The following is a 23,632-nucleotide window of genomic DNA, read 5'->3' as shown; positions in this document are numbered from 1 at the left end:
CTCTGCCTCTGCCTCTGCCTCTATCTCTCTCAATGTGCAGTTGGGTGGGGGTCTGGTTTAGCCAGCCAGATATGTGTGAAGCTACAAACCCTGCTTGCAGAAACAACAAGGGCTGCACATTGTGCAGCCCTTGCCTCTGGAGAATAGCGGGTTGAGCGTGTCAGCTGGCCCAGGTGATGATGTGATCGATCCATTCACCCGCCTGATCCTCGTGAATGACTTTGCCACGGACGGATTGACCAGCCTGATGCATCGCGGAACGACTGCCAGTCAGCAGAGGATGCCACTCTGGAAGAGCGTCACCTTCAGACAGCAGGCGATATGCGCAGGTTGAGGGGAGCCAGTCATATTCGGCGATCTTGTCATGGGTGATCTGCAGACAGTCAGGCTCTTTTTTGAAACGATTGGCGTAATCAGAGCACTGACAGGTCTTGGTGTTAAGCAAATTGCAGGCGACATTGGTGAAAACCAGTTCGTCGGTATCTTCATCGATCAGCTTGTTGAGGCAGCATTTTCCGCAACCATCGCAGAGGGATTCCCATTCGGATTCAGTCATCTGCTGCAGACTCTTGGTCTGCCAAAAGGGGGCTTGCATCATACCGCTCACTTATTACACCTGATAAAACGCGTGGTTATACCCCTTGTTACCCGGTATTTCAAGGAGAGGGTCACTCCGGTGGGCAAATTGTCGTGATCAGCTCAAATGAATGCAATGACTTTCAGCCTCATCATATTGCTCAAACGGGTTCGCTGGTGGGCAGGAAGTCCCGCAGGTTTGAATACTTGGGCTGCATGATTGTCCAGTTCAGGTTTTATTTTCTGCTTCTTTATCCGTTACATCTTTTGATGTTTGTCTGCTTGCAGCAAGCAGGGTCAAATGATCTCCGATGCCTACCGTCAGGCTGTTGCACGCTTGTCTATCAAATAAAGCCGCTGGTCACATATTGTTTGCGCCCTTCTGTCACTGCGACCCGCGGGAGAGCCTGCGTAGGCGTTCGTTTTTTGTCTTAATGGTTGAGATAGATATCTTGCTCTGAATAGGCCAGCAGAGGTGTGCCGAGGTTAGCCCGTTTCGCGCCAAAGAAGCGGGTGAGTACGCCAGATTGCTGTCCCAGTCGCTGCAGCTTGACGTGATCCAGCTCGATCTGCTCGGGTAGCCAGGTAAATACGGCGGCGCAGTGACCATTGCCCAGACTGCGCTCCAGGGTTTGCTGCCAGTTCTTGATTTTGGGGCTATGTACCACCAGCACTCTCTTGGGATCGATACCTCGCTCTTCCAGACGGCTGACTGTGGGGCGTCCCGGCGGGGCGATCAACAAGATCCAGCCGGTATGAGCCTCCCCAAGCTTGGTCAGCTCGCTCAGAAACTGATCATCAGACTGGATAGTCACACCATAATGAGCCAACTCCGCTTTGCAGGCGGTTCTGGTTGGCCAGGGCTTGCTCATGACACGATTCATCGCAAAGGGCAGTGAGTGCAGGGGCTGGTTCATATATGGGGTTCCTGTATGAATATCCAAGCTGTATGTGTGTACAGTAGTTCTATCCTGTGGCAGTGACAAGGTGTTTTTGCTGAAAAATGTGATGGTGTTGGCATGTGTCGTTAGTAAGGTTATGTTTTTAAACACTATTTAATATAAAGTTGGTTGGGTGTTTTTCGTACTATGGACAAACCTTGCGTAACCGCCCATGGTTATACAGGTCATTTACAGGAGGTGCCGCCATGGATATCAGTACCTTGCAACGTCTTGATGCCAACATCTTGCTGGGCATCATCAATGAGAAGCTAAGGCTTGAGTGTGACGGGTTGGAGGAGTTGCTGGCCTATTACGATATGAGTGAAGAGCAGTTGGCAGGACGTCTGGATCAGATTGGGTACCATTACGATCCATTGAGCAATCAGTTCAAAGCACATCTTTAAGGGGGCAATGATTGCTTCATATTTATACGGTAATTTTTCAGGCACATTGAAACCGGTTTCAATGTGCCGTCTTGCTGCCTATTTTCAGGGATTTTCAAGGCTTGGCAATCTCTGAAAACCTATTCATGCCAGAATATTTTTATTGTTTCATTAAGTTTATGATAATAAAGGGAATGTTTGTTTTTATGCGATCAATTAAAGGAAAGGGTTTTCAAGCTTTTCAGGCTGTTTTTATCGGTTAAAGTGTGACTTGCGTTAACTTTTAATTCTGCCGCTTTAGTTAGTATTCTCACGCCGGTACATATTTTGAGATAACAACAGCGCCGGTCCCGCAAGCGGGATAACAATTTTATTTGTAACGAAGGAATATGGTTTATGGCTACCAAGAAGAAGACAGACCAGGATCTCCAACTGGATAAAGATCAGCTCAAGGCGAGTATCGTGCGTCACCTGCGTTCTACCTTGGGAACAAGCGAACAGAAAGCCTCTCCCGAAGCGTGGTGGAAAGCCACTGCTGCGGCTGTCAATGAACAGGTGTACGAGCGCCTGACCCGCACTCAGCAGACTCATTTCAAGAAAGATACTCGTGCGATTCACTATCTCTCTGCTGAATTCCTGATGGGACGATTGACTTCCAACAACCTGCACAACCTCTCCCTCTACAAGACTTGCGAAGAGGCGCTGGGCGAACTCGGTCTGGAACTGACCGACCTGTGCGAACAAGAGCCGGACATGGCACTTGGCAACGGCGGCCTGGGTCGTCTGGCTGCCTGCTTTATCGACTCGCTGGCCACTCTGAACTATCCGGCGGTTGGTTACGGTATCCACTACGAACACGGTCTGTTCCGTCAGGAAATCCAGGATGGCCGCCAGATCGAGCGTCCGGACTCCTGGCGTGAATATGGCAACCCATGGGAGATCTGCCGCCCCGAGTCGGTGCAAGAAGTGCCGCTCTATGGCTACGTCGAGACCGTGTTTGGTGACAATGGCGGCCTGAAGAAGGTATGGCACGCCGGTCGCAAGATTAAAGGGGTGCCTTGGGATATTCCGGTGGTCGGTTTTGGCGGTCACACCGTCAACATCCTGCGTTTGTGGGAATCCCGCGCCTCCGAGTTTTTCGACTGGGACGTGTTCAACGCTGGTGGTTACATCGACTCCCAGGCTGAGAAAGCCCAGGCCGAGACCATCTCCAAGGTGCTGTATCCGAACGATGAGACCGATGCAGGTAAAGAGCTGCGTCTGATCCAGCAGTACTTCTTCTGTGCTTGCTCCATCAAGGACATCATGCGCCGCTACAAGCGGGTCCATGGCAGTGACTTCAGCAACTTTGCCGCGCAAATTGCCATTCAGCTTAACGATACTCACCCGACTGTCGCCATCCCGGAACTGATGCGGGTGCTGGTTGACGAGGAAGATCTGAACTGGGATGCCGCTTGGGCTATCTGCTATCAGGTCTTCTCTTATACCAACCACACTCTGCTGCCGGAAGCGCTGGAGAAGTGGTCAGTCAGCCTGTTCGAGAAAGTACTGCCTCGCCATCTGGAGGTGATTTACGAGATCAACGCCCGCTTCCTGAACGAGTGGGTGGAGCCCAAGTGGCCGGGCAACGATGCTATCAAAGCCAAGCTCTCCATCATCGAAGAGGGAGATGTGCGCAAGGTTCGCATGGGCAACCTGTGCGTGATCGGTTCGTCCAAAGTGAACGGTGTGGCCGAGATCCACTCCAAGCTGGTGAAGGAAGATCTCTTCCCCGAGTATGCCGAGCTGTGGCCGGAAAAAATGTGCAACGTGACCAACGGGGTGACCCCGCGTCGCTGGCTGCTGGCGTGCAACCCGGAACTGGCTGGCCTCTACAACGAAGTAGTGGGCAAGGAGTGGCCGCTGCAACTGGACAAACTGCGTGGCGTGGTGAAGTTTGCCGACGACAAGGCGTTCCAGCAGCAGTTCATGACCATCAAGCGTCACAACAAAGAGAAGCTGGTCAAGGTCATCAAAGACGAAACCGGTATCGATGTCAGTGCCGAGGCGATCTTTGACGTTCAGATCAAGCGTCTGCACGAGTACAAGCGCCAGCAGCTGAACCTCATTCACATCATGGCACTCTATCGTCGTCTGCTGGCCAACCCGGACTATGACATGCATCCGCGCGTGTTTATCTTCGGCTCCAAAGCGGCGCCCGGTTACAAGCTGGCCAAAGACATCATCTATGCCATCAACAAGCTGGCGGATCGGGTCAATAACGATGCTCGTATCCAGGGCAAGCTGAAAGTGGTGTTCATGCCGAACTATCGCGTGAGTCTGGCCGAGAAGCTGATCCCGGCGGCAGATGTCTCCGAGCAGATCTCCACTGCAGGTTATGAAGCATCCGGTACCGGCAACATGAAGATGGCACTCAACGGTGCAATCACCATCGGGACGCTGGATGGAGCCAACATCGAGATCGCTGAAGAGGCGGGTGCCGAAAACTGTGCCATCTTCGGTCTGAACGTGGACGAAGTGAAGTCGCTGAAGGCGCGCGGTTACAACCCGTACGACTTCTACTATGCCAACTCCGAGCTCAAAGCCGTGCTGGACTGGTTTGATACCGACTACTTCACGCCTGGTCGTCCGGGTGAGCTGGCCTCCATCAAGCGCTCCTTGCTGGAAGGGGGAGACCCTTACCTGACCCTGGCGGACTTCCAGTCCTACTCGGATGCACACAAGCTGATCGATACCTGGTATCGGGATCCGGCACTGTGGGCGAAGAAGGCCATCATCAACTCGGCCACCATGGGCAAGTTCAACTCCGACCGCTCTATTCAGGACTATGTGGATCGGATCTGGGATCTGAAGGCCTGCAACATCGGCTAATCGGATTCATAAATGAGAAAACCCCCGCAATGCGGGGGTTTTTGTTTATTGGGGGGGAGGTGGATCAGAGGATATCGCCAACGAAGTAGGCCAGCAGGGCGAGCAACACGGTAAAGACCACGTTCAGAGCCATACCGGCTTTCATCATCTCCCTCTGGCGGATGTGGCCACTGGCAAAGACGATGGCATTGGGCGGCGTGGCGACTGGCAGCATAAAGGCACAGGAGGCACCGATAGCGATCAACACAGACATCACCACAGGTGATACACCCAGCGCCTCGGCGACACCGGCAAACAGGGGAACCAACAGTGCGGCGGTGGCGGTGTTGGAGACCAGCTCGGTCAGGAACACCACGAAGGCGGCCAGCATAAGCAACACGACAAAAATGTTGGCGTTGGAGAGTACGGCCGACAGATGGCTGGCCAGGAATGCGCTGGTACCAGTGGCCTTGAGAATGGCGCTCAGGGTCAGACCGCCGCCAAACAGCATCAGCACGCCCCAGTCGGTGTTCTGGTTGACGTCATCCCAGCTGGCGACACGGCTGACCACGATGGCCACGATGGCGCCCATGGCAATCAGGGTGTCGAGTTGCGGAATACCGCCAAAGGCGTTGGAGATGGGTTGTGAGCCGATCCAGAGCACAACGGTGGTCAGGAAGATTGCCAGCGTCACTTTACGCTCGCGGGTCCAGTTGATGGTGACATCCTGGATCTCGACGCGGTGGCTGAGACGCGGGCGGGTTACCAGATAGAGCAGGGCAATGCCGCAGGGCATCAGGATCAGCACGACTGGAACACCGAATTTCATCCAGTCAGTGAAGCCAATCCCCATCTGGGCGGCTGCGATGGCGTTGGGCGGGCTACCCACCAGGGTACCGATGCCGCCGATACTGGCGCTGTAGGCGATCCCCAGCAATACGAAGACGAAGGTGGCGCGCTCTTTTTTGCTATCGAGGCGTGCCAGCATACCGATCGCCAGTGGCAGCATCATGGCGGTGGTAGCGGTGTTGCTGATCCACATCGACATGGCGGCTGTGATGGTAAAGAGCAGGATGACGCCCCAACCCAGATGACCATTGGCCAGGTGCATCACCTTGCCTGCCATCAGGGTATCCAGTCCCTGTTTTGAGAGGGCTGCCGCGAGGGCGAAACCGCCAAAAAAGAGGAACAGGATCGGGTTGGCAAAATCGGTGAGGGATTTGCTCATGTCAAACACCCCGAGCACGGTAGCCAGCAAGGGCACCAGCAGCGCGGTGATGGTGACGTGCAGTGCTTCGGTCAGCCAGAGGATGGCGATAAAGACCAGAATGCCCAGCCCCTTGTTGACCATGGGGTCAAACGGGAGCCAGGCGAGCATGGCGCAAAGTAGCAAGACATCCAGGATGACGATCCCTGATTTGATGTCCAGCCAGCGAGATGGAGCAGAGGGTACAGCTGATGTGTGCATAATGTTCTCTCGGTTAATTTATGGTTGTTTTTGTGTTGCCGAGATTACATCCATTCACTTGTTTGAAACAGACTCACATGTTGAAAATCAGCCTCTACTCACATACTCATTGATAAAAATGAGGAAATGAACACATAAATAAAACATGTGCGAAATATAAATCAAACATCCATGAACTGTTCCAGCCATTGCTTGAACATGCTCTTGGGCAAGGAGCCATTTATCTGGTTCACCAGTTTGCCCTGTTGGAAGACCATCAGGGTGGGGATGCTGCGAATGGCGTAACGGGCTGCAATGGTACTCTGTTGCTCGGTATCGACTTTGACAAAGCGCATCCGTGGTTCGAGTTCATGGGCAACCTCATGAAATACCGGAGCAAACTGCTGGCAGGGGCCGCACCAGCTGGCCCAGAAATCGACCACGACCGGGATATCTGAGTTGATCAGGGTATCGAAGTTATCCGCCTTCCCGAGGCAAGGGGTCTGGCTGAACAGGAGGGCTTTGCAGCGCCCGCATTTGGCAGATGTATCGATATGGGGAACGGGCAGTCGGTTCCTGGTAAAGCAGTGGCTACAATAAGTAGTGATAAATGACATAATTGGTTCCTTCTAAATCAGCTCTGGCTGGGGATATGATGAGAAGCCAGAATGAAGCAATCGCGAAACAATAGCGAAATATCAGAGCAATAACGGTAACACAGTGCCCAGCGGGAGTGGATAATTCCCCCTGGGTTCATTGCCTGACCGGATAATTCAGCGACCACCAGATGAGAGTCGAGACGGGATGAATAAAGGATCACGGAAAAACCGTGCTGTGCCAGGGCTGATCGTTGCCCTGCTGCTCGCCTTTTCGGGCTACTGCTGGCAGTCGCTCAGTCAGCAGCAACAGGCCCACGACCTGAATGACGCGGCCGAGGTGGTGCTGAACCGGATCAACGCCGATACCGTCTATCTGCTTGGGCGGGAGCAGGCCAATGACAGCAATGTCCAGCAGCGCCTGAACCAGTTATCCATCACCCTTGACGGTTTTGTACGGGAAGTCAGAAGCGATCCCGAGCTGGTGCAAGAGGAGCTCTCCCAGGTTCTGCTTGAAGACATGGACACCTATCTGATGGCGCTGGCCAAGCTTCATGCCATTGAGATGGCTATCGAGTATCTCAATGCGCCCCTGCAGGCCCAGATTAAAAAGGTGCGGGGGATAAGCCCGTCAGACAGTGCGCTTCATCGCGATCTGGAGGAGCTTGCGCAACTGAGTAGCTATTTACAGCGCAGTTGGGACAAACGTGAACAGACTGCGCTGAACCAGTTGCAGCAGCAGTTGCAATCCCGTTATGGCGATTTGCCGGAGATCGCTACCCTGATCCGCCTGAGTAGGGAGGTGAGCCAGCAGGTGATGGCCTATCACACCTTGCGTTACCAGCTCATCGACATGCATGTGATCGAGAGTCTGGTGCGCTGGAAACTCGACAAGCTGGAGCGCGCCTCCTCTTTGATGAACCGCTTCTATCTGATGGTGTTGTGCGGGGCCTTGATCTGCTTTGCGCTGGTGGCCTTCACCCTGTGGCGTCGCAACCAGAAGCTGAGCGAGTTGTCGCGCCAGACCGGCTTGCTGGCCCAGGCCAAAAGCGATTTTCTGGCCAACATGAGCCACGAGATCCGCACCCCCATGAATGCCATCATAGGTTTTAGCTCGCTGGCACTGCAGACCGAACTGGATCAGCAACAGCGGGACTATCTGGGCAAGATCAAATCCTCATCCGATACCCTGCTGCTGCTGATCAACGACATCCTTGATTTGACCAAGGTGGAGTCAGGCAAGCTGACGTTGGAGGAGATCGACTTCGATCTCAGCGAGCAGCTCGATTCGCTGGCGGGCATGTTTGCCGATCTGGCGGAGCGCAAACACGTGGAAGTGGTTATTCGCAAGTCACCGGAGGTGCCGGTCTTCTTGCGTGGGGATCCCTTGCGATTGGGACAAGTGCTGGTCAATCTGGTGAACAACGCCATCAAGTTTACCGAACGCGGTGAAGTCGAAGTCTGCATCGAGCTGGCCAATCCTCACCCAATGCGGATCCGCTTCAGTGTGCGCGATACCGGCATCGGTATTGCCGAAGAGAAGCAGACCCAACTGTTTCAGGCGTTTACCCAGCTGGAGGCGGGTAATACCCGAAAATATGGCGGCTCGGGACTCGGGCTCAATATCTCCCAGCGGCTGGTGGAGCTGATGGGGGGGCGGATCACCGTAGAGAGCAAGCCTGGCGTCGGCTCTCTGTTCAAGTTCGATATCCCGATGGCGCAGGCGGTCTACGGCGTGGCTGGACGGAAAGTCTTCTTCGAGAACCAGCCGCTGGTGATGGTGATGGATGACAACGAACTGGTGCTGGATCTGGCCCGGGATATTCTGACTCGGGCGGGAGTGCGAGTGCTGCCGGTTAACTCCCTTTCCCGCGCCCGTCAGCTGCTCCGTGAAGAGGGACCGAATCTGCGGTTGGCGATCCTCGACTGGCGCATGGGTCAGGAGGATGGGCTCGATCTGGCGCTGGAGATGTATCAGCACAGCCAGTGGCGGCGGATCCCCATCCTGATGATCAGTGCCTGGGCCAGAGAGGGGCTGCACGCCCGGATGGACAGCATGGGGTTGACCCATTTTCTGCCCAAACCGATGACCGAAAATGCCCTGCTGGCCAAGGTGGACGAGCTGCTTAACGGCAGCTCCTACGAACTCAACCTGCGCAAGGCCGAGGCACAGGGGGATCAGCAACACTTCAAATCCCTGTTGCAGGGTACCCGAGTGCTGTTGGCGGAAGACAACCGGGTCAATCAGCAGCTCATCATCGAATATCTGCGGCGCGTCGATGCGGTAGTGTGTGTGGTCAGCAATGGTCGGGAGGCGGTGGAGCGGGTCGCAGAGCAGCCTTTTGACGTGATCCTGATGGATTTACAGATGCCAGTACTGGACGGACTCGATGCCACCCGCCAGATCCGCAAGATGGTCGACAAACACGATGTGCCCATCATTGCCCTCACCGCCAGTGCCATGCCCGGTGACAAGGAGCGTTGCCTGGGGGTGGGTATGAATGGCTATGTCACCAAGCCGGTGAGCAAGCTGGATCTCTACAACAACCTGCTGCAATGGGTGAAGCCGCAAGGGGTGGAGCAGGCGGGGATTATGGAGGTGAAACCACCCGATATGATCGGGATCCTCGATCTGCAGGATGCCCTCAAGCGGCTGGAGCAGGACAAGGAGGCGTTGCAGATCCTGTTCAAGCTGTTCATGTCGGAACACAAAGACGATCTGTGGGAGATCCGCTCCGCCCTGCGCCGTCAGCAGCCCGAGGTGGCCAGCAAGCTGCTGCACACCCTCAAGGGGGTGTCTGCCAATATCTCGGCGGCCCGTCTGCAATTGGTGGCTGGCGAGCTGGAGTGGCGCTTGCGGCAAAATGAGGTGCTAAGCGAGACGGATCTGGAGCAGTTGCAACAGGTCTTTAGCCAGACCCGGGAAGAGGTGTCACACTTCCTGTTGACCGGTGAGCAGCATGAAAATTCGTATAATCCCTATTCATCAGGGGATGATCGCATGTCACAGTGAATTAAATAGTAATTATTCTCAACCATCCCGGTTCGGGATATGATGAGCTTTCGTTCGAATCGCCTCCAGCCGGAGGCGATTGTTTTCATTCTTCTATTTCTGCGTGGCTTCTCTGATGGCCGCTCCTTGGAGCGGTCATCAGAGAGCGCTAAAGGTTGGTGGTGTGAGCGTATTTCTACGATTGAGCTGGTTTTTTAAGGAGCAGTGGCCCCGTTATCTGGCCGCCATCTCCCTGCTGCTGATGGTGGCCCTGTTGACCGTTATTCCGCCCAAAGTGGTGGGCTGGGTGGTGGATGGCATCACCAAGGGTGGTCTCGACAATGGTACCCTGATGCGCTATCTGGCGGGGCTGTTTGGTCTGGGTGTGCTGATTTATCTGCTGCGCTACGTCTGGCGGGTGATGCTGTTTGGTGCCTCTTACCGTCTGGCCTATGTATTGCGCAATCGCCTTTTCAGCCATTTCACCCGGATGAGCCCCGATTTTTATCAGCGCCACCGTACTGGCGATTTGATGGCCCATGCCACCAATGACATTCAGGCTGTGGAGATGACCGCTGGCGAAGGGGTGCTGACCCTGGTGGACTCCATCATGGTCGGGGTATTGGTGCTCTCCATTATGTGCAGTCAGTACTCCTGGCAGTTGACGCTGGTCTCCTTGCTGCCACTGCCGGTGATGGCCTATTTCATGAACCGCTTCGGCACCCAGATCTACACCCAGTTCAAGGCGGCGCAAGGGGCCTTCTCCAGGCTCAACAACAAGACCCAGGAGACCCTTTCCGGCGTGCGAGTATTGAAATCCTATGCGGTTGAATCGCTGGAAGATGAAGGCTTTGCCGAGCTGACCAAACAGGCGGGGGAGCGCAATATGGCGGTGGCCCGCATCGATGCCAAGTTCGATCCGGTCATCTATCTCTGTATCGGTTGCTCCTACTTCCTCGCAGTGGCGGGGGGCAGTGTGCTGGTGTTGCAGGGTGAGCTGACTCTGGGTGAGCTCACCAGCTTCACCATGTACCTCGGCCAGCTGATCTGGCCGATGTTTGCCATCGCCTGGCTGTTCAACATCATCGAGCGGGGCAGCGCCGCCTACTCCCGTATCGAAAGCCTGCTGGGGGAGCGCAGCGATATCGAAGAGCCCGCCCAGCCGGCCGCGTTTACCTCTGCCTTTCCTTTGCAGATCAAAGGGGTGAGCTATCAACTCGAGCAGCGCACCCTGCTTGCGGATATCGACGTTACCCTCAAGCAAGGGGGGATGCTCGGGGTTGTGGGGCGCACCGGGGCAGGCAAGAGCTCCCTGCTCAAGCTGTTGATGCGCCTTGCCAATCCGACTCACGGTTCGATTGTCATGGGTGGCGTTCCGATTGACCAGCTGCCGCTCGCCACACTGCGCAGCCAGTTTGCCTATGTGCCGCAGGAGCCATTCCTGTTTTCCACCACTATCGCCGCCAATATCGCCCTGGGCAAACCCGATGCGAGCCGCGAGGAGGTCGAACTGGTGGCGCGCATTGCCTGTGTCCACGATGATATTGTGCGTTTCCCCAAGGGCTATGAGACCGAGGTGGGGGAGAAAGGGGTGACCCTCTCCGGCGGCCAGAAACAGCGGCTGGCCATTGCCCGCGCCCTGCTGCTGGATGCGCCCATTCTGGTGCTCGATGATGCGCTCTCGGCGGTAGATGCCCACACCGAGCAGCAAATTCTGCATGCCCTCAAAGCCCATCGTCGCACCCTGATCCTGGTCAGCCATCGCATGACGGCGGTGGAGCAGGCCGACGAGATCCTGGTGCTGGAGCAGGGGGCCGTTAGCGAGCGGGGTCATCACGGTACCCTGATGGCGCACAATGGCTGGTATGCAGATATGGTGCGTTACCAGCGTCTCGAAGAAGCGGTGGAGGAGAGCCTGTGAATCCGACCATTAAACGACTGCTCGCCTACTGCGCCCAGTATCCTCGCTGGCTGATCCAGGCGGGGATCTGTTTGCTGCTTGCCACCGGCGCCGAAGTGGCCGGGCCGCTGCTGATCAAGCTCTTTATCGATGACTATCTGGCGCCACGCAATATCGTGCTGCCCACTATTGCTTTGATTGCGGCGGGCTATCTGGGCTTGCAGGTGCTCTCGGCGGCGGGTTTCTATTTGCAATCCCTGCGCTTTAACCGCATCGCCCAGGCGGTGGTGCAAACCTTGCGCGAGCAGGTGTTTGCCACCGCCATCCGCTTGCCGGCCCGCTACTTTGACAAGCATCGCTCCGGCTCGCTGATTTCCCGCATCACCAACGACACCGAGGCGATCATGAACCTCTATGTGCAGGTGATCGGCTTGCTGGTGCAAAAGGTGGTGCTGTTGTGCGGCATCCTCATCTCCATGGCGCTGCTGGATCTGCGGCTGATGCTGGTCTGCTCCCTGTTGCTGCCCGCCGTGGGCGGGGTGATGTGGCTCTACCAGAAACTGAGTGTGCCGGTGGTGCGAGCGACCCGCAGTCTGCTCTCCGACATCAACAGCCGCCTCAACGAGTCGCTGCAGGGGATGCCGGTCATTCAGGCGATGGTGCAGGAGCGCCACTTTGCCAACGCCTTTGCCGAGGTGAACCAGCAGCACTGGTCGGCACGGATCAAGAGCCTCAAGATCAACGGCATTTTGCTGCGTCCACTCATCGATCTCTTCTACATGATGGTGCTGATCGGTCTGTTGGCGCTGTTCGCCCACGAGGGGGTGAGCCACGCCGGTGCCATTCAGGTGGGGGTGCTCTACGCCTTTATCAGCTATCTGGGGCGGATGATCGAGCCGCTCATCGAGATGACCAACCAGCTTAACCAGCTGCAGCAGGCGATGGTGGCGGGGGAGCGTGTCTTTGCCCTGCTCGATGAAACCCGTGAGAGCACCGATGGCGAGATGATCCCGCTAGAAGGGCGGGTCAGTTTCGAGCGGGTGAGCTTCTCCTACGATGGCGAGCAGCAGGTGTTGCGGGAGGTCAGCTTTGCCGCAAAACCGGGCCAGATGCTGGCGCTGGTGGGCCATACCGGCAGCGGCAAGTCCACCATTATCAGCCTGCTGATGGGCTTCTATCCGCTGGATCAGGGACAGATCCGCTTCGATGATCACGCACTGGATACCCTGTCGCTGGCGGCGGTGCGCCGCAGCATCGGGTTGGTGCAGCAGGATCCTTTTATCTTCGTCGGCACCCTGGCGGAGAACCTGCGTCTCGGCCGCGCCGGCATAGATGACGCGCGGCTCTGGCAGGCGCTGAGCGAGGTGCAGCTGGCCGACTTTGTGCGCAGCCTGCCACAGGGGATCAACACCCTGATGGAGGAGGGGGGCAAGAACCTCTCCGCCGGTCAGCGGCAACTGCTCTCCTTTGCCCGGGCGCTGGTGGGGGATCCGCGTATCCTCATTCTGGATGAAGCGACGGCCAGCGTGGACTCCCAGACCGAGTTGGCGCTGTCGCAGGCGATCTCTGCCGCCCGTCGTGGCCGCACCACCATCGCCATCGCCCACCGCCTCTCGACCATCGTCGATGCGGACGAGATCCTGCTGCTCTCCCGCGGTCAGGTGAGCGAGCGGGGTAGCCACAGCGAGCTGATGGCCCTCGGCGGTCACTATGCCCAGCTGTTCGAGATGCAGAGTCAGGGGGCCTGGCTCGAAGAGAAGCGCGCCTGATCGGCACATTTGCTGTCACAGCGACATGAACGAAAAGAGGGAACCGGTGCGGTTCCCTCTGTTTTTTTGCGTTGGGCAAAAGGTCGTAACCGTGATCCCTGTGCTTGTCGAATGGCGCAGATGCAGGCAACATGTTGTTTACATTAACTCATCGGATCAGTTCGCATATGGATTTGCAACGCTTCAAAGCCAATCTGGCGCTCCGGCTGTTTGCCTGGCGCTATATTCCCGTCATCGGGTTTTGTGCCCCGATCATCGAAGAGATGAACGCCAAGGCGCTGCGCATTCGCATTCCCCTTGGCTGGCGTACCCGCAACCACCTGGGCAGCATGTATTTTGGTGCGCTGGCGACCGGCGCCGATCTGGTAGGTGGTCTGCTGGTGATGGAGAAGGGGCGGCAGCGTCGCAAGAAGGTGCACTTTGCCTTCAAGGATGTGCAGGGAGAGTTTTTGAAACGACCGGAGGGGGATGTGCAGTTCGACTGCGCAGCGGGGGAGGAGATTGACGCCATGATCGACGAATCGTTGGCAAGCGGTCAGCGCATCAATCGCCCCATCCAGGTGGTGGCCACCTGTCCGTCATTGAACGGGGATGAGGCGATGGCGCGTTTTGTGCTGACCCTGTCGATCAAGGCCAGCTAGCGGGTTGCCGGAGAGTGGCTCCCTGAAACGGGTTTAGCCAATCTCCGGGCTGACGCCCTCTTTCACCACGACCTTCATGCCGTTGAAGTTGACCACCTGTTCAGCCACGATCTTGCAGCGCTTGCGGGTCTCCACCTGACCGTCCACCTCGACCAGCCCTTCGGCAACGAGGGCTTTGGCGGCGCCGCCACAATCGGCCCACCCCTGATGTTTGATAAGGTCACACAAGGCAACGAAGGGGTGACCTTCGAGCAGAAACGTCTCCATGGGAAATCCTCTAGATGGATGAATGCCGGATACAGCAGGGCGACTATTTTAGGCAGTTCGCTCAGGCAAAGAAAGGAAGAGGGGCCACTCGCTGCGAAAAAGTGGCCGATTGTCCTTAAGGTGACGCTTTCGCAAGACCTGATGGAGAGGTGAGAGGGCCAACCGTGACGTATCGTGACGCACCTCGTCCCGGCTGGTGTGCACACACTCTCCCCTGACTGTTAGGATCGGGCCACTCTCAATGGCCCAAGGAACTTTCCATGACACTCTCCCGCCTGCTGCTGGCATGCAGCGCCCTGACTCTGTGCGGTGTCGCTCAGGCCAGCACTCCGGTGCAGGTCTCGCTGCCCGGGGTCAATTTGCCCGCGTCCCATCAGGTGGAAGGAGCGCGCGCCTCGCTGCTCTACGGTCGGACCGGTCAGGTGAAGGGTATTGATCTGCCGATCTTCGCCCTCTCCGATGTGGATCAGTTCAGCGGCCTGCAGCTCGGGATTTTCCTCGGTGCTGGTCGGGTTCGCCACCAGTTTGGCGGGGTCGCCATCAACGCCATCAACTGGCACGAAGGGCAAGATACCGGCGTCAACCTGGGGCTGGTCAACCTGACCAACAATGTACAGGGGCTCAACTGGGGGGCGGTCAATATCGCCAAGGGCAATGCGCTGGCCAACGTCGGCCTGGTCAACTATGCCGAGCGTACCACCTTCCAGATTGGCTTTATCAATGCCACCAAACACCTCGACGGCTTGCAGATCGGGCTGGCCAACTACGCCGCCAACGGCGTGTTCCCCATTCTGCCGCTGGTGAACTTCCAGAAATCGTTCTGACAAAGGCGGTTCGCTTTGCGTTAAGGGCCTCTGCTGATTACCCTGTGCCTCTTGCAACTTGTGACAGGCGAACAGAGGTAATTGATGACGGCAGGGCAGATGAGTGCAATCGGGATCGGCTGGGATGTGCGTGGCTGGCAGGGCAGTGCCCAGGCGGTGGCCGTGGTGGGCTGGCAGGCCGACTCCAACAGCCTGCACTGGCTCGGGGTGTCGCCGCTGTTTCGCTTGAGCTCGCGGGTGGCGCCGGATCTGGCCGCCCTGTTGCGTCCGGCCCTGCAAAACGAGCTGACCCTGATGCAGATAGAAGCCTGCCCGCAACTGGCGCTCGGTATCGATGCGCCGCTCGCCTTTCCCCGTGCCTTGCGGGATCTGCTCAACGGCCAGCCACACAGCTGCGCCGTGCCCGAACGGGAGATAGACAACCCCTACGCCTATCGTGACTGCGAGCGCTGGTTGTATCAGCAGTACGGCAAGAAGCCGCTGTCGGCCACCTTCGACCGGCTCGGCAACAACGCCACTCTGGCGCTCTCCATGCTGCCGCGGCTCTCTGATCTGCAACTGGTGCCGACCGTTGCCCCGAAGGCCAGTCGTGCCGTGCTGGAGGTCTATCCGGCATTGGCCAAAGTGGGCGGCAAGGCCTCCCCGGCACGGCCCGAGCTGGCGGCCTTACTGCCTGCGGACGTGCTGGTCGGCACCGATCGCTATGATGCGGCGCTCTGCGCCCTGATGGCGCTGCAATATGCCGCTGGTGGCAAGGTGACGGTATTGCCTGAGCTGATTTCGCCACCCAGTGACATGCCTTGTGATGAGGGATGGGTCTATCACTTTGCCCGTCATGCTGTAGAGCACAACGGCATGTGACGACGGGGACGCGGCACATCATGGCGCCGCTCACCCTGTGGAGGCGGGCCAAATGGCGCAAAAAACCTGTCTTTAGTCAGGAAATTGCCTGTTCATCCCGCGCCAAGGTGGCGCATCGTTATCTTCATCCGATATATTGCCCACCTTGCTGATCCTTTGCTGTGGTATTCCCGATGAAATCCGTTCTCTCTATTCAGTCCCACGTGGTCTTTGGTTGTGCCGGCAACAGCGCGGCCGTCTTCCCCATGCGCCGCCTTGGTATGGATGTATGGCCCATCAACACGGTGCAGTTTTCCAACCACACCCAATATGCCCAGGGGTGGCAGGGGATGGCGATGCCGGCGGGTCATATCAGTGCGCTGGTGAAAGGATTGGGCAATATCGAGGTGTTGAGCCAGTGTGACGCCGTGCTGAGTGGCTACCTTGGCTCCGCCGAGCAGGGGGACGAGATCCTGACCGTGGTCAACGCTGTCAAGGCGGCCAACCCGGATGCCATCTACTTCTGCGACCCTGTGATGGGTCACCCGGAGAAGGGGTGTATCGTCGCTCCTGGCGTCACCCGTTTCCTGACCGAGCAGGCGCTGCCGGTGGCCGACATGATGGCCCCCAACCTGCTGGAGCTGGAGACCCTCTGCGATACCCATCTGGCAGATCTGGATCAGACCCGCGCGGCTGCCCATCAGCTGCTGGCCCGCGGCGTCAAGCTGGTGCTGGTCAAGCATCTCGGTCGTGCGGCGCAGGACTCCAGCCGCTTCGAGATGCTGCTGGCCACCCCGCAAGGGGATTACTTGATTGCCCGTCCGCTCTATGACTTTGCCCGCCAGCCGGTGGGGGTTGGCGATCTTATCAGCGCCCTGATGCTGGCGAATTTGCTGGCCGGTCACGATGCGGTCAGCGCGTTCGAGCGCACCAACGCCTCGGTGGATGCGGTGCTGCAGGAGACCTGGCGCCAGCAGGCTTACGAGCTGCAACTCATCGCCGCGCAAGATGCCTTCGCCCTGCCAGAGGTTGCGGTGCGAGCGGTGAAACTGCCCTGAGTCAGCGCGGACGTTCGTCTATCCCGACAAGGGATGGGATGCAAATGAAAAAGGCTTGCCAATGGGCAAGCCTTTTTACTGTTTGCCTGTTTAGTGCGGCAAGCAATCAGGCGCGGGGATGGCGGAGGCGATAACGCTCAGCCATGGCATTGGCCGCTACCATGGCGGCGTAGACATCCTGTTCACTCACTGTCATCGGCATGTTGCCCATGGTATCGAGGGGATCGCAGGCCAACTGCGCCACCTTGCGCCACTCGCTTTCATGGAAATGGGTGAGCCCCAACTCTTGCAGCGTCATGGGCAGACCTGCACAGTCGATGATGCGAAACACCTCATCAAGTTCGTGTTGCGGGGCGCGCTCAAGCACGAGTTGGGTCAGCAGGCCGAAGACTACTTTCTCGCCATGCTGGGCACGATGGAGCTCCGGGATCAGTGACATGCCATTGTTGATTGCATGAGCGGCGGCCAGTCCACCGGCTTCTGCGCCGACCCCGCTGAGGTAGATGGTGGCCTCGATAACCTGCTCCAGCGCCGGAGTCGAGACATGGTGGCGTATCGCATCCATGGCCAGCTCGATGTTCTCACCAAGCAGCTCGTAACAGAGCTTTGCCAGACCAAGGCCAGTGCGTGAAGGACGCTTGCCGACCAGATTGAGCCCGTCCGCCCGATAGCAGGCGCGCGCCTCGAAATAGGTGGCCAGGGCATCGCCGACGCCTGCGGAAAAGAAGCGGGGAGGGGCGGCGGCAATGATGGCCGTGTCAGCCAGCACCACGTCCGGATTTTGCGGCAGGAACAGATAGCGTTCAAATTCACCCGCCTGGTTGTAGATCACTGCCAGCGCCGTACAGGGGGCATCCGTAGAGGCAATCGTCGGGAACAGCACAACCGGACGGCGCAGATAGAAGGCCACGGCCTTGGCGACATCCAGAGTCTTGCCGCCGCCGATCCCGACAATCACGTTCGCACCATATTGCTCTGCAAGGTGGGTCAGGCGGTGGATCTCCTGTTCGGTGCATTCGTAGCGAAACTTGTCGACCACTCCCCTGAGACCTGCCTGCAGGAGCCCCGCCAAAGCTTCTTCCCGTACCCGCTCCAGAATGAACTCATCGCTGATGAGCAACGCATAGTCACCAAAATCTTTAACGTGCTCATGGAGTTGCGGGAGAAGGTGTTGACCGATGATGAACTTTTTGGGGGAGGTAACTGTACGGGGCAAAGTGGGCATCCATTATTCCTCAAGGCAGTGAATAACATAAAATTGATTATCAAATGGGTCTCTTACGATACGCCTGATGAGGCAATAGATGAAGAAGAAAAGGGGGGCGTTTTAATCATTAATTAATCTTTCTATTTGTTTGGCTGTATTTTGGGGCGGCGATTGGCGGTGTTGAGGCATACAGGAGCACTGGCCGTATCGTGGCAATCCGTCGCAAGCAATACTGCTGCAACAAACAGTCACGCTGGAAACAAGCAGGGCGGCTTGGTGCGGCCCTGCTGTATGTGGATAAGGGATAGGGGATGGTCAGAGCGGTTTGTAGAAGATGACGGTCGCAGCAAGGGAGGCATCGGCGTTGCGTGCAAAGCTCGGGATCTGGCCCGCTTCCAGATAGCCGAGTTGACGATAGAGGTGGGAGGCCACATCACCGGCGCGAGTATCCAGTACCAGCAGCGAACGGCCCGCGGCATGGGCGCCTTGTTCCAAGGCCTGCATCAGCGCACGACCGACACCTTTACCTCTCGCCGTTTGCAGTACCATCAGTTTTTCCACTTCGGCCCGGTGGCGACCGTTGGCCTTGCCACAGAGCGCGAGCTGAATCGCTCCCACGAGCTGTTGTTGCTCAATGGCAAGCCACAGATTTCGGTGACCTGCCGCTAGATCCGCTTCAACTCCTTGCCAGTAGCGGGTAGATTCCTCCGTGGTCAGCGGCGGTAAAAAACCGACCGAGGCGCCGCTATCGAAACAATCTTGCAGCAGGGTGATGAGCGCACTTTGGTAGGTTGCTGCGCTCTTAACTTCCACAATGTTCATCTGACATCCTTGTCGTTGCGCTGTTATGTGGCTGATTGCCACCGTTGGTTCATATGAGGGAGGTACTTATGCTCGCCGCGAGTACGGCTTGTCAGCGGATCAGCCCCTGCTCAACGAGCCAGGTAAACAGCAGGCGGGAGACGGGGGAGAGCTCATCGAGGTGAGAGCTGTCGAGCCAGCGCAGCTCGGCAATTTCTGCCGAGGCGATCGGGGTGCCGCTCGCTTCGCCGGTGTAGCAGCGCAGTCGAACCTCGACTCCTGCCGGCTTGCCATCGGCCTGAGCGCTGAACTCGCAGACAAAGCGCAGGGTATCGGGCTGCAGGGTGACAGCCAGCTCCTCCTCAATCTCGCGGATCAGCGCCGCCTCGTCGCTCTCCCCCGGTTCCCGCTTGCCGCCTGGGATGTAATAGATGTCCTTGCCGTGGGAGCGGGCGCAGAGCAGCTGCTGATCTTTAAAGGTGAGCCAAGCGAGTTTGTCGATCATTGAGTTGCATCCTCTGGTTGTGTGGTGTGTATTGCCTGCATGTGCAGGGTGCGGTAGGAGCGAGGCTCCTGCGCATCGGGAGAAAGTCCCAACTGATCTGCCAGCGCGAGCAGTTGCTGGCGAAACGCAGGGAGGCGTTCCTCGTCATCGGTCATGATGGCGAGCTCGGCGAAGTCGCCAATCCCGGCCAGATGATCCAGGGTGACGTGAAACGGGCCAATGAAGTAGATGCTGCGCCTTTTGGTGATCACGAGAATCTGCCGGTAGTTCATGGTCAAGAGCATGCTGACGGCCTTGTCCGCATCATTGATAGCGACCGCCTCGCAGCGATCCGTCTCGGGCCCCTTGACGATCCAGAGCTGGATGCCGGAGGGCTGCATGGTGCGGATAGCCAGACTTTTGCCAGCCTGGGCAAGGGCATCGTCCGGGGTGTCGAAGTAGCGATCCTGCTCCAGATTATCCTCCAGCATGATCTCCGGATTGAGGGCGAGCAGTGCCTTGAGGAAGGCGGGGCGATCCGTCAGCTGATATTTGAACTCGACTTCGAAGCGGCCCTGAAAGTGCGCCTGTGACATCAAGAAGATCCCTCTGTGAGCCTGTGTGGCAGGCAGCCTAACAAAGATGAAGTTGAGTCCCAAGGAGAAAGAGGGGAGATGCCGGAAACGCACTGTTTCCAGCGCGGTGACCGCGTAGCTGAATGAGTGCGCAATGGCTGGTTCGCCACAGCCTTCTCGTCCCTAAAAAAGCGGACTGGCGCACATCACGACAGGGCCGGACTGGGCGAAGGCGGGGTCCTTGTGGTTTAATCTTGCCACTTTAGCGGTAGTGGGCGACGAGCCTGCTACCTTGCGTTGGCAAGATGCAGGTGAGCAAGATGCAAGTGACAGCAGAGAGCAAGTTTATCGGACTCGGGGTAGCGGGCAATTTCGCCGGTCATCTGGAGCAGGCGGGTGAAGCATCGGACTTCGTAGCGGTAGTCGTGCGCGATACCACGGCGCCCAAGGTGCTGTTTCCCTTTTTCGTGCCGGGTCATCCGGGTCAGCTAGGGGTCTTTCCGCTGAGCAATAACGCCATCTTTCTGCCGGAAGCGGCGGTCAGCGGTGACGAGAAGGTGCAGATTGAGCCGGAAGTGGCCCTCTGGTGCGAGCTGGAGTATGCCGGCAAGCAGGTGGTGGCGATCCATCCCCGTGCCTTTGGCGCCTATAACGACTGCTCCATCCGTCGTCCCAACGCCAAGAAGATCAGCGAGAAAAAGAACTGGGGCGAAGAGAGCAAGGGGCTGGCGGACAAGCTGCTGCCGCTTTCCGGTTTTGCCGCCGGTTGCGAGCTCGATGACTATCGCATCGCCTGCTATCTGGAGCGGGATGGTGAGCTGCACGCTTACGGGGTAGACAGCGCCGCCATCGACTACAGCTACTTCCATGGCAAGCTGCTCGACTGGGCTATCGACAAGTTCAATCATCAGCAGGATGAGGGGCCGGCGGAGCACATTCAGGGACTGCTGGCACAGGCGGGACATCCTCCTCATGCGCTCATCAGTATCGGTGCCACTCGCTATACCCCGTTTGGTGAGACCCACTTCCTCAAACCGGGCGACACTTCCTGCGTGGTGGTCTATCCGGGCAGCCGTTATAGCGAAGCGGATATTCGCGAAGCGATCCGCAGCCGCCACTTTGGTGCTGATATGTCGGTGCTGCTGCAGGCGGTGCAGGCGCGCTAATCACCGTTGCCAGCGGGAAGGTGTCTCTTCCCGCTGGTTATCATATCGAGTCATTTCATGACGATTGTTCCTGTATCCCGGGCCGATTATCCGGCCCTGATCGATCTGTGGGAGGCCTCTGTGCGGGCGACCCACCACTTCCTGCCCGAGGCCGAGATCCTCGCGCTTAAACCGCTTATTCTGGAACACTACTTCGATGCGGTGACACTGCACAGTACCCGCACAAAAGAGGGGCAGATTACGGGTTTTAGCGGAGTGTACGAGGGCAAGCTGGAGATGCTGTTTGTGGCTCCCGGGGCGCGCGGTAGTGGCGTGGGGCGTTTGCTGGTGGCCCATGCCATCAGCCAGGGCGGCGCGACGCAGGTTGACGTCAACGAGCAGAACGAACAGGCGGTGGGCTTCTATCTGAAGATGGGATTCACCGTGACGGGTCGCTCGCCGCTGGATGGTCAGGGCAAGCCCTATCCGTTGCTGCATATGGCGCTGGCGCCAGCCTGATGAGGCGCAGTACCCATAAACCAACGGGGGATGGCATCAGCCATCCCCCGTTTTTTGATCGTGTTTGTTACTTGCTGGCGACCTTGTTCACCACCTTGATCAGCTGATAGCGCACGGAGGGGGCATCGGCCGGCACATCGGTGAGCTGCTCCTTGCTGACAGTGAGCTGGTAGCGATAGCCAGGCTCGAACTGGAAACCTTCAATATTCTGGTAGAACAGCGTCCAGGGCTGCTGCTCATCACTGCGAACCTGCATGCACTGCATCGGGCCAACTCCGACGCAATCGACCAGCTGGCTGTTGATATAGAGGGTCTCCCCCTGTGACGATGCGGGGGCGCTCTGGCAGGCGGTCAGCAGCAAGGCTGCGCTGATAAACAGTGGTTTCATAATGGACTCCTTAACGCGAAAGGGGGCATTAGAGCGGCAAACAAAAAGGCGGTCAATGACCGCCTTTGTAACAAACCATATCAGCGCAGTGGTTAGCGCTGCTCGAGCGGAGTGAACTCGCGCAACGGGTGACCCACGTAGAGCTGGCGTGGGCGACCAATCTTGCTGTCCGGGTCTGAGTGGAACTCGTTCCAGTGCGCAATCCAGCCGATAGTGCGGGAGATGGCGAAGATCACGGTGAACATGCTCATCGGGATGCCGATCGCCTTCATGATGATGCCGGAGTAGAAGTCCACGTTCGGGTAGAGTTTCTTCTCGACGAAGTAGGGGTCGGAGAGCGCAATACGCTCCAGCTCCATGGCCACATCCAGCAGCGGATCCTTGATCTGCAGCTCGGTCAGTACTTCGTGGCAGGTTTCGCGCATCACAGTGGCACGGGGGTCGTGGTTCTTGTAGACGCGGTGACCAAAGCCCATCAGACGGAACGGATCATTCTTGTCCTTGGCCTTGGCGATGTACTCGGGGATGCGATCCACCGAGCCGATCTCTTCCAGCATGCGCAGGCAGGCTTCGTTGGCACCACCGTGGGCCGGTCCCCACAGGGAGGCGATCCCCGCGGCGATACAGGCGAACGGGTTGGCACCGGAGGAGCCAGCCAGACGAACGGTGGAGGTGGAGGCGTTCTGCTCGTGATCCGCATGGAGGGTAAAGATACGATCCATGGCACGTTCAACGATGGGGTTGACCTTGTACTCTTCGGTCGGCACGCCAAACATCATGTGCAGGAAGTTACCGGCATAGGAGAGGGCGTTACGCGGCTGCATGAACGGCTGGCCGATGGAGTACTTGTAACACATGGCGGCCAGAGTCGGCATCTTGGAGAGCAGACGGAAGGCACAGATCTCGCGATGCTGCTCGTTGTTGATGTCGAGGGCATCGTGATAGAAGGCGGAGAGGGCGCTGACTACACCGCACATGATGGCCATGGGGTGGGAGTCGCGACGGAAGCCGCGGAAGAAGAAGGCGATCTGCTCGTGCACCATGGTGTGGCGGGTGACCAGGCGTTCGAATTCGGCATATTGCGCCTTGGTGGGCGCTTCGCCGTACAGCAGGATATAGCAGACTTCCAGATAGGTGGCCTGGGTGGCCAACTGGGCGATGGGGTAACCACGGTGCAGCAAGACACCCTGATCCCCGTCAATGTAGGTAATGGCAGATTTGCAAGAACCGGTCGCCATAAAACCGGGGTCAAAGGTGAAATACCCCTGTGATCCCAATTTTCTGACATCGATGACATCCGGGCCGATGGTGCCGGAGAGGATCGGCAGTTCGACCGGATCTTTTCCGGGCAGGTGTAGGGTGGCTATCTTATCAGCCATAGCACGTCTCCTTTGCTCTTTATAATTTGGTTCCAGTCCTACTCTATTAC

Annotated in this window: 22 protein-coding genes; 11 read left to right on the top strand and 11 right to left on the bottom strand. The window is 57.6% G+C overall.

What is annotated here, in order from left to right; all coding sequences use genetic code 11:
- Window positions 1–160: 160 nt before the first annotated feature.
- Both AACR14_RS10415 and AACR14_RS10410 read right to left on the bottom strand, forming a co-directional pair.
- Window positions 161–595: a YcgN family cysteine cluster protein gene (locus AACR14_RS10415; protein WP_005352569.1), complete on the bottom strand. Its 435-nt coding sequence runs from the start codon at window positions 593–595 to the stop codon at window positions 161–163.
- A gap of 412 nt (window positions 596–1,007) precedes the next feature.
- Window positions 1,008–1,493 carry a cell division inhibitor gene (locus AACR14_RS10410; RefSeq protein WP_019446120.1) on the bottom strand — a complete coding sequence of 162 codons (486 nt, stop codon included), beginning with the start codon at window positions 1,491–1,493 and terminating at the stop codon, window positions 1,008–1,010.
- 230 nt (window positions 1,494–1,723) lie between these two features.
- Here AACR14_RS10410 and AACR14_RS10405 point away from each other — a divergent pair, with 230 nt between their 5' ends.
- Window positions 1,724–1,921, top strand: coding sequence for a DUF4250 domain-containing protein (locus AACR14_RS10405; protein ID WP_005333612.1), 198 nt, complete (start codon window positions 1,724–1,726; stop codon window positions 1,919–1,921).
- 375 nt (window positions 1,922–2,296) lie between these two features.
- Window positions 2,297–4,771 carry a glycogen/starch/alpha-glucan phosphorylase gene (locus AACR14_RS10400; RefSeq protein WP_019446118.1) on the top strand — a complete coding sequence of 825 codons (2,475 nt, stop codon included), beginning with the start codon at window positions 2,297–2,299 and terminating at the stop codon, window positions 4,769–4,771.
- Between the two features lie 64 nt (window positions 4,772–4,835).
- Here the strand turns inward: AACR14_RS10400 and AACR14_RS10395 are convergent, their stop codons facing one another.
- Window positions 4,836–6,218, bottom strand: a complete 1,383-nt coding sequence (locus AACR14_RS10395) for an SLC13 family permease (protein ID WP_005333606.1) — start codon at window positions 6,216–6,218, stop codon at window positions 4,836–4,838.
- Between the two features lie 161 nt (window positions 6,219–6,379).
- On the bottom strand, window positions 6,380–6,814 hold the full coding sequence (gene trxC, locus AACR14_RS10390; RefSeq protein ID WP_019446117.1) for a thioredoxin TrxC: 435 nt from the start codon (window positions 6,812–6,814) through the stop codon (window positions 6,380–6,382).
- Between the two features lie 187 nt (window positions 6,815–7,001).
- On the opposite strand from trxC, the gene AACR14_RS10385 reads away from it, so the two are divergent.
- The 4 genes from AACR14_RS10385 to AACR14_RS10370 all read left to right on the top strand — a co-directional run bounded on the left by AACR14_RS10385 (window position 7,002) and on the right by AACR14_RS10370 (window position 14,095).
- Window positions 7,002–9,806, top strand: coding sequence for a hybrid sensor histidine kinase/response regulator (locus AACR14_RS10385; protein ID WP_026035031.1), 2,805 nt, complete (start codon window positions 7,002–7,004; stop codon window positions 9,804–9,806).
- Between the two features lie 163 nt (window positions 9,807–9,969).
- Complete coding sequence (locus tag AACR14_RS10380; protein ID WP_026035030.1) at window positions 9,970–11,706, top strand: ABC transporter transmembrane domain-containing protein; 1,737 nt, start codon at window positions 9,970–9,972, stop codon at window positions 11,704–11,706.
- The gene (locus tag AACR14_RS10375) at window positions 11,703–13,454 is read left to right on the top strand and encodes an ABC transporter transmembrane domain-containing protein (RefSeq protein WP_019446114.1); all 1,752 of its coding nucleotides are present in this window, start codon (window positions 11,703–11,705) and stop codon (window positions 13,452–13,454) included. The genes AACR14_RS10380 and AACR14_RS10375 overlap by 4 nt, the downstream gene beginning before the upstream one ends.
- Before the next feature lie 167 nt (window positions 13,455–13,621).
- The gene (locus AACR14_RS10370; protein ID WP_019446113.1) at window positions 13,622–14,095 is read left to right on the top strand and encodes a DUF4442 domain-containing protein; all 474 of its coding nucleotides are present in this window, start codon (window positions 13,622–13,624) and stop codon (window positions 14,093–14,095) included.
- Window positions 14,096–14,128: 33 nt separating this feature from the next.
- Here the strand turns inward: AACR14_RS10370 and ybcJ are convergent, their stop codons facing one another.
- The gene (ybcJ, locus tag AACR14_RS10365) at window positions 14,129–14,362 is read right to left on the bottom strand and encodes a ribosome-associated protein YbcJ (RefSeq protein WP_005361116.1); all 234 of its coding nucleotides are present in this window, start codon (window positions 14,360–14,362) and stop codon (window positions 14,129–14,131) included.
- A gap of 260 nt (window positions 14,363–14,622) precedes the next feature.
- Here ybcJ and AACR14_RS10360 point away from each other — a divergent pair, with 260 nt between their 5' ends.
- From AACR14_RS10360 to pdxY, 3 genes are all read left to right on the top strand, one after another.
- The gene (locus AACR14_RS10360) at window positions 14,623–15,186 is read left to right on the top strand and encodes a VC2662 family protein (protein WP_019446112.1); all 564 of its coding nucleotides are present in this window, start codon (window positions 14,623–14,625) and stop codon (window positions 15,184–15,186) included.
- 84 nt (window positions 15,187–15,270) lie between these two features.
- Window positions 15,271–16,047 carry a DUF429 domain-containing protein gene (locus AACR14_RS10355; RefSeq protein WP_019446111.1) on the top strand — a complete coding sequence of 259 codons (777 nt, stop codon included), beginning with the start codon at window positions 15,271–15,273 and terminating at the stop codon, window positions 16,045–16,047.
- 173 nt (window positions 16,048–16,220) lie between these two features.
- Window positions 16,221–17,084 (top strand): pyridoxal kinase PdxY, encoded by an 864-nt coding sequence (pdxY, locus tag AACR14_RS10350; RefSeq protein ID WP_019446110.1) that lies wholly within the window; start codon window positions 16,221–16,223, stop codon window positions 17,082–17,084.
- Window positions 17,085–17,190: 106 nt separating this feature from the next.
- Here pdxY and AACR14_RS10345 read toward each other — a convergent pair whose 3' ends face one another.
- The 4 genes from AACR14_RS10345 to AACR14_RS10330 form a co-directional block, all read right to left on the bottom strand.
- Window positions 17,191–18,309, bottom strand: a complete 1,119-nt coding sequence (locus AACR14_RS10345) for a glycerol dehydrogenase (protein WP_019446109.1) — start codon at window positions 18,307–18,309, stop codon at window positions 17,191–17,193.
- A 297-nt stretch (window positions 18,310–18,606) separates the two neighbouring features.
- Complete coding sequence (locus AACR14_RS10340; RefSeq protein ID WP_019446108.1) at window positions 18,607–19,113, bottom strand: GNAT family N-acetyltransferase; 507 nt, start codon at window positions 19,111–19,113, stop codon at window positions 18,607–18,609.
- Window positions 19,114–19,204: 91 nt separating this feature from the next.
- Window positions 19,205–19,597, bottom strand: a complete 393-nt coding sequence (locus tag AACR14_RS10335; RefSeq protein WP_019446107.1) for an NUDIX hydrolase — start codon at window positions 19,595–19,597, stop codon at window positions 19,205–19,207.
- Window positions 19,594–20,172: a class IV adenylate cyclase gene (locus AACR14_RS10330; RefSeq protein ID WP_019446106.1), complete on the bottom strand. Its 579-nt coding sequence runs from the start codon at window positions 20,170–20,172 to the stop codon at window positions 19,594–19,596. The genes AACR14_RS10335 and AACR14_RS10330 overlap by 4 nt, the downstream gene beginning before the upstream one ends.
- 299 nt (window positions 20,173–20,471) lie before the next feature.
- On the opposite strand from AACR14_RS10330, the gene AACR14_RS10325 reads away from it, so the two are divergent.
- Both AACR14_RS10325 and AACR14_RS10320 read left to right on the top strand, forming a co-directional pair.
- On the top strand, window positions 20,472–21,317 hold the full coding sequence (locus AACR14_RS10325; RefSeq protein ID WP_019446105.1) for a DUF5718 family protein: 846 nt from the start codon (window positions 20,472–20,474) through the stop codon (window positions 21,315–21,317).
- A 57-nt stretch (window positions 21,318–21,374) separates the two neighbouring features.
- On the top strand, window positions 21,375–21,815 hold the full coding sequence (locus AACR14_RS10320; RefSeq protein WP_019446104.1) for an acetyltransferase: 441 nt from the start codon (window positions 21,375–21,377) through the stop codon (window positions 21,813–21,815).
- 67 nt (window positions 21,816–21,882) lie between these two features.
- Here AACR14_RS10320 and AACR14_RS10315 read toward each other — a convergent pair whose 3' ends face one another.
- Together AACR14_RS10315 and AACR14_RS10310 are read right to left on the bottom strand one after the other, a co-directional pair.
- Complete coding sequence (locus AACR14_RS10315; protein ID WP_019446103.1) at window positions 21,883–22,203, bottom strand: DUF4377 domain-containing protein; 321 nt, start codon at window positions 22,201–22,203, stop codon at window positions 21,883–21,885.
- Between the two features lie 92 nt (window positions 22,204–22,295).
- Window positions 22,296–23,582 carry a citrate synthase gene (locus tag AACR14_RS10310; RefSeq protein ID WP_005333572.1) on the bottom strand — a complete coding sequence of 429 codons (1,287 nt, stop codon included), beginning with the start codon at window positions 23,580–23,582 and terminating at the stop codon, window positions 22,296–22,298.
- Window positions 23,583–23,632 lie beyond the last annotated feature (50 nt).

This window comes from Aeromonas sp. 159 (genome assembly GCF_963862045.1).
Lineage (GTDB): Bacteria > Pseudomonadota > Gammaproteobacteria > Enterobacterales > Aeromonadaceae > Aeromonas > Aeromonas veronii.
Note: the sequence above shows the minus strand (reverse complement) of the source record. Positions and strands in the feature narration are given on the sequence as shown.

Coding starts and splice junctions, on each gene's coding strand:
- pdxY (WP_019446110.1), top strand. CDS start 16,221: ATGAAATCCGTTCTCTCTATTCAGTCCCACGTGGTCTTTGGTTGTGCC.
- AACR14_RS10405 (WP_005333612.1), top strand. CDS start 1,724: ATGGATATCAGTACCTTGCAACGTCTTGATGCCAACATCTTGCTGGGC.
- AACR14_RS10315 (WP_019446103.1), bottom strand. CDS start 22,203: ATGAAACCACTGTTTATCAGCGCAGCCTTGCTGCTGACCGCCTGCCAG.
- AACR14_RS10345 (WP_019446109.1), bottom strand. CDS start 18,309: ATGCCCACTTTGCCCCGTACAGTTACCTCCCCCAAAAAGTTCATCATC.
- AACR14_RS10415 (WP_005352569.1), bottom strand. CDS start 595: ATGCAAGCCCCCTTTTGGCAGACCAAGAGTCTGCAGCAGATGACTGAA.
- AACR14_RS10330 (WP_019446106.1), bottom strand. CDS start 20,172: ATGTCACAGGCGCACTTTCAGGGCCGCTTCGAAGTCGAGTTCAAATAT.
- AACR14_RS10395 (WP_005333606.1), bottom strand. CDS start 6,218: ATGCACACATCAGCTGTACCCTCTGCTCCATCTCGCTGGCTGGACATC.
- AACR14_RS10355 (WP_019446111.1), top strand. CDS start 15,271: ATGACGGCAGGGCAGATGAGTGCAATCGGGATCGGCTGGGATGTGCGT.
- AACR14_RS10400 (WP_019446118.1), top strand. CDS start 2,297: ATGGCTACCAAGAAGAAGACAGACCAGGATCTCCAACTGGATAAAGAT.
- ybcJ (WP_005361116.1), bottom strand. CDS start 14,362: ATGGAGACGTTTCTGCTCGAAGGTCACCCCTTCGTTGCCTTGTGTGAC.
- AACR14_RS10340 (WP_019446108.1), bottom strand. CDS start 19,113: ATGAACATTGTGGAAGTTAAGAGCGCAGCAACCTACCAAAGTGCGCTC.
- trxC (WP_019446117.1), bottom strand. CDS start 6,814: ATGTCATTTATCACTACTTATTGTAGCCACTGCTTTACCAGGAACCGA.
- AACR14_RS10410 (WP_019446120.1), bottom strand. CDS start 1,493: ATGAACCAGCCCCTGCACTCACTGCCCTTTGCGATGAATCGTGTCATG.
- AACR14_RS10320 (WP_019446104.1), top strand. CDS start 21,375: ATGACGATTGTTCCTGTATCCCGGGCCGATTATCCGGCCCTGATCGAT.
- AACR14_RS10325 (WP_019446105.1), top strand. CDS start 20,472: ATGCAAGTGACAGCAGAGAGCAAGTTTATCGGACTCGGGGTAGCGGGC.
- AACR14_RS10335 (WP_019446107.1), bottom strand. CDS start 19,597: ATGATCGACAAACTCGCTTGGCTCACCTTTAAAGATCAGCAGCTGCTC.
- AACR14_RS10370 (WP_019446113.1), top strand. CDS start 13,622: ATGGATTTGCAACGCTTCAAAGCCAATCTGGCGCTCCGGCTGTTTGCC.
- AACR14_RS10310 (WP_005333572.1), bottom strand. CDS start 23,582: ATGGCTGATAAGATAGCCACCCTACACCTGCCCGGAAAAGATCCGGTC.
- AACR14_RS10385 (WP_026035031.1), top strand. CDS start 7,002: ATGAATAAAGGATCACGGAAAAACCGTGCTGTGCCAGGGCTGATCGTT.
- AACR14_RS10360 (WP_019446112.1), top strand. CDS start 14,623: ATGACACTCTCCCGCCTGCTGCTGGCATGCAGCGCCCTGACTCTGTGC.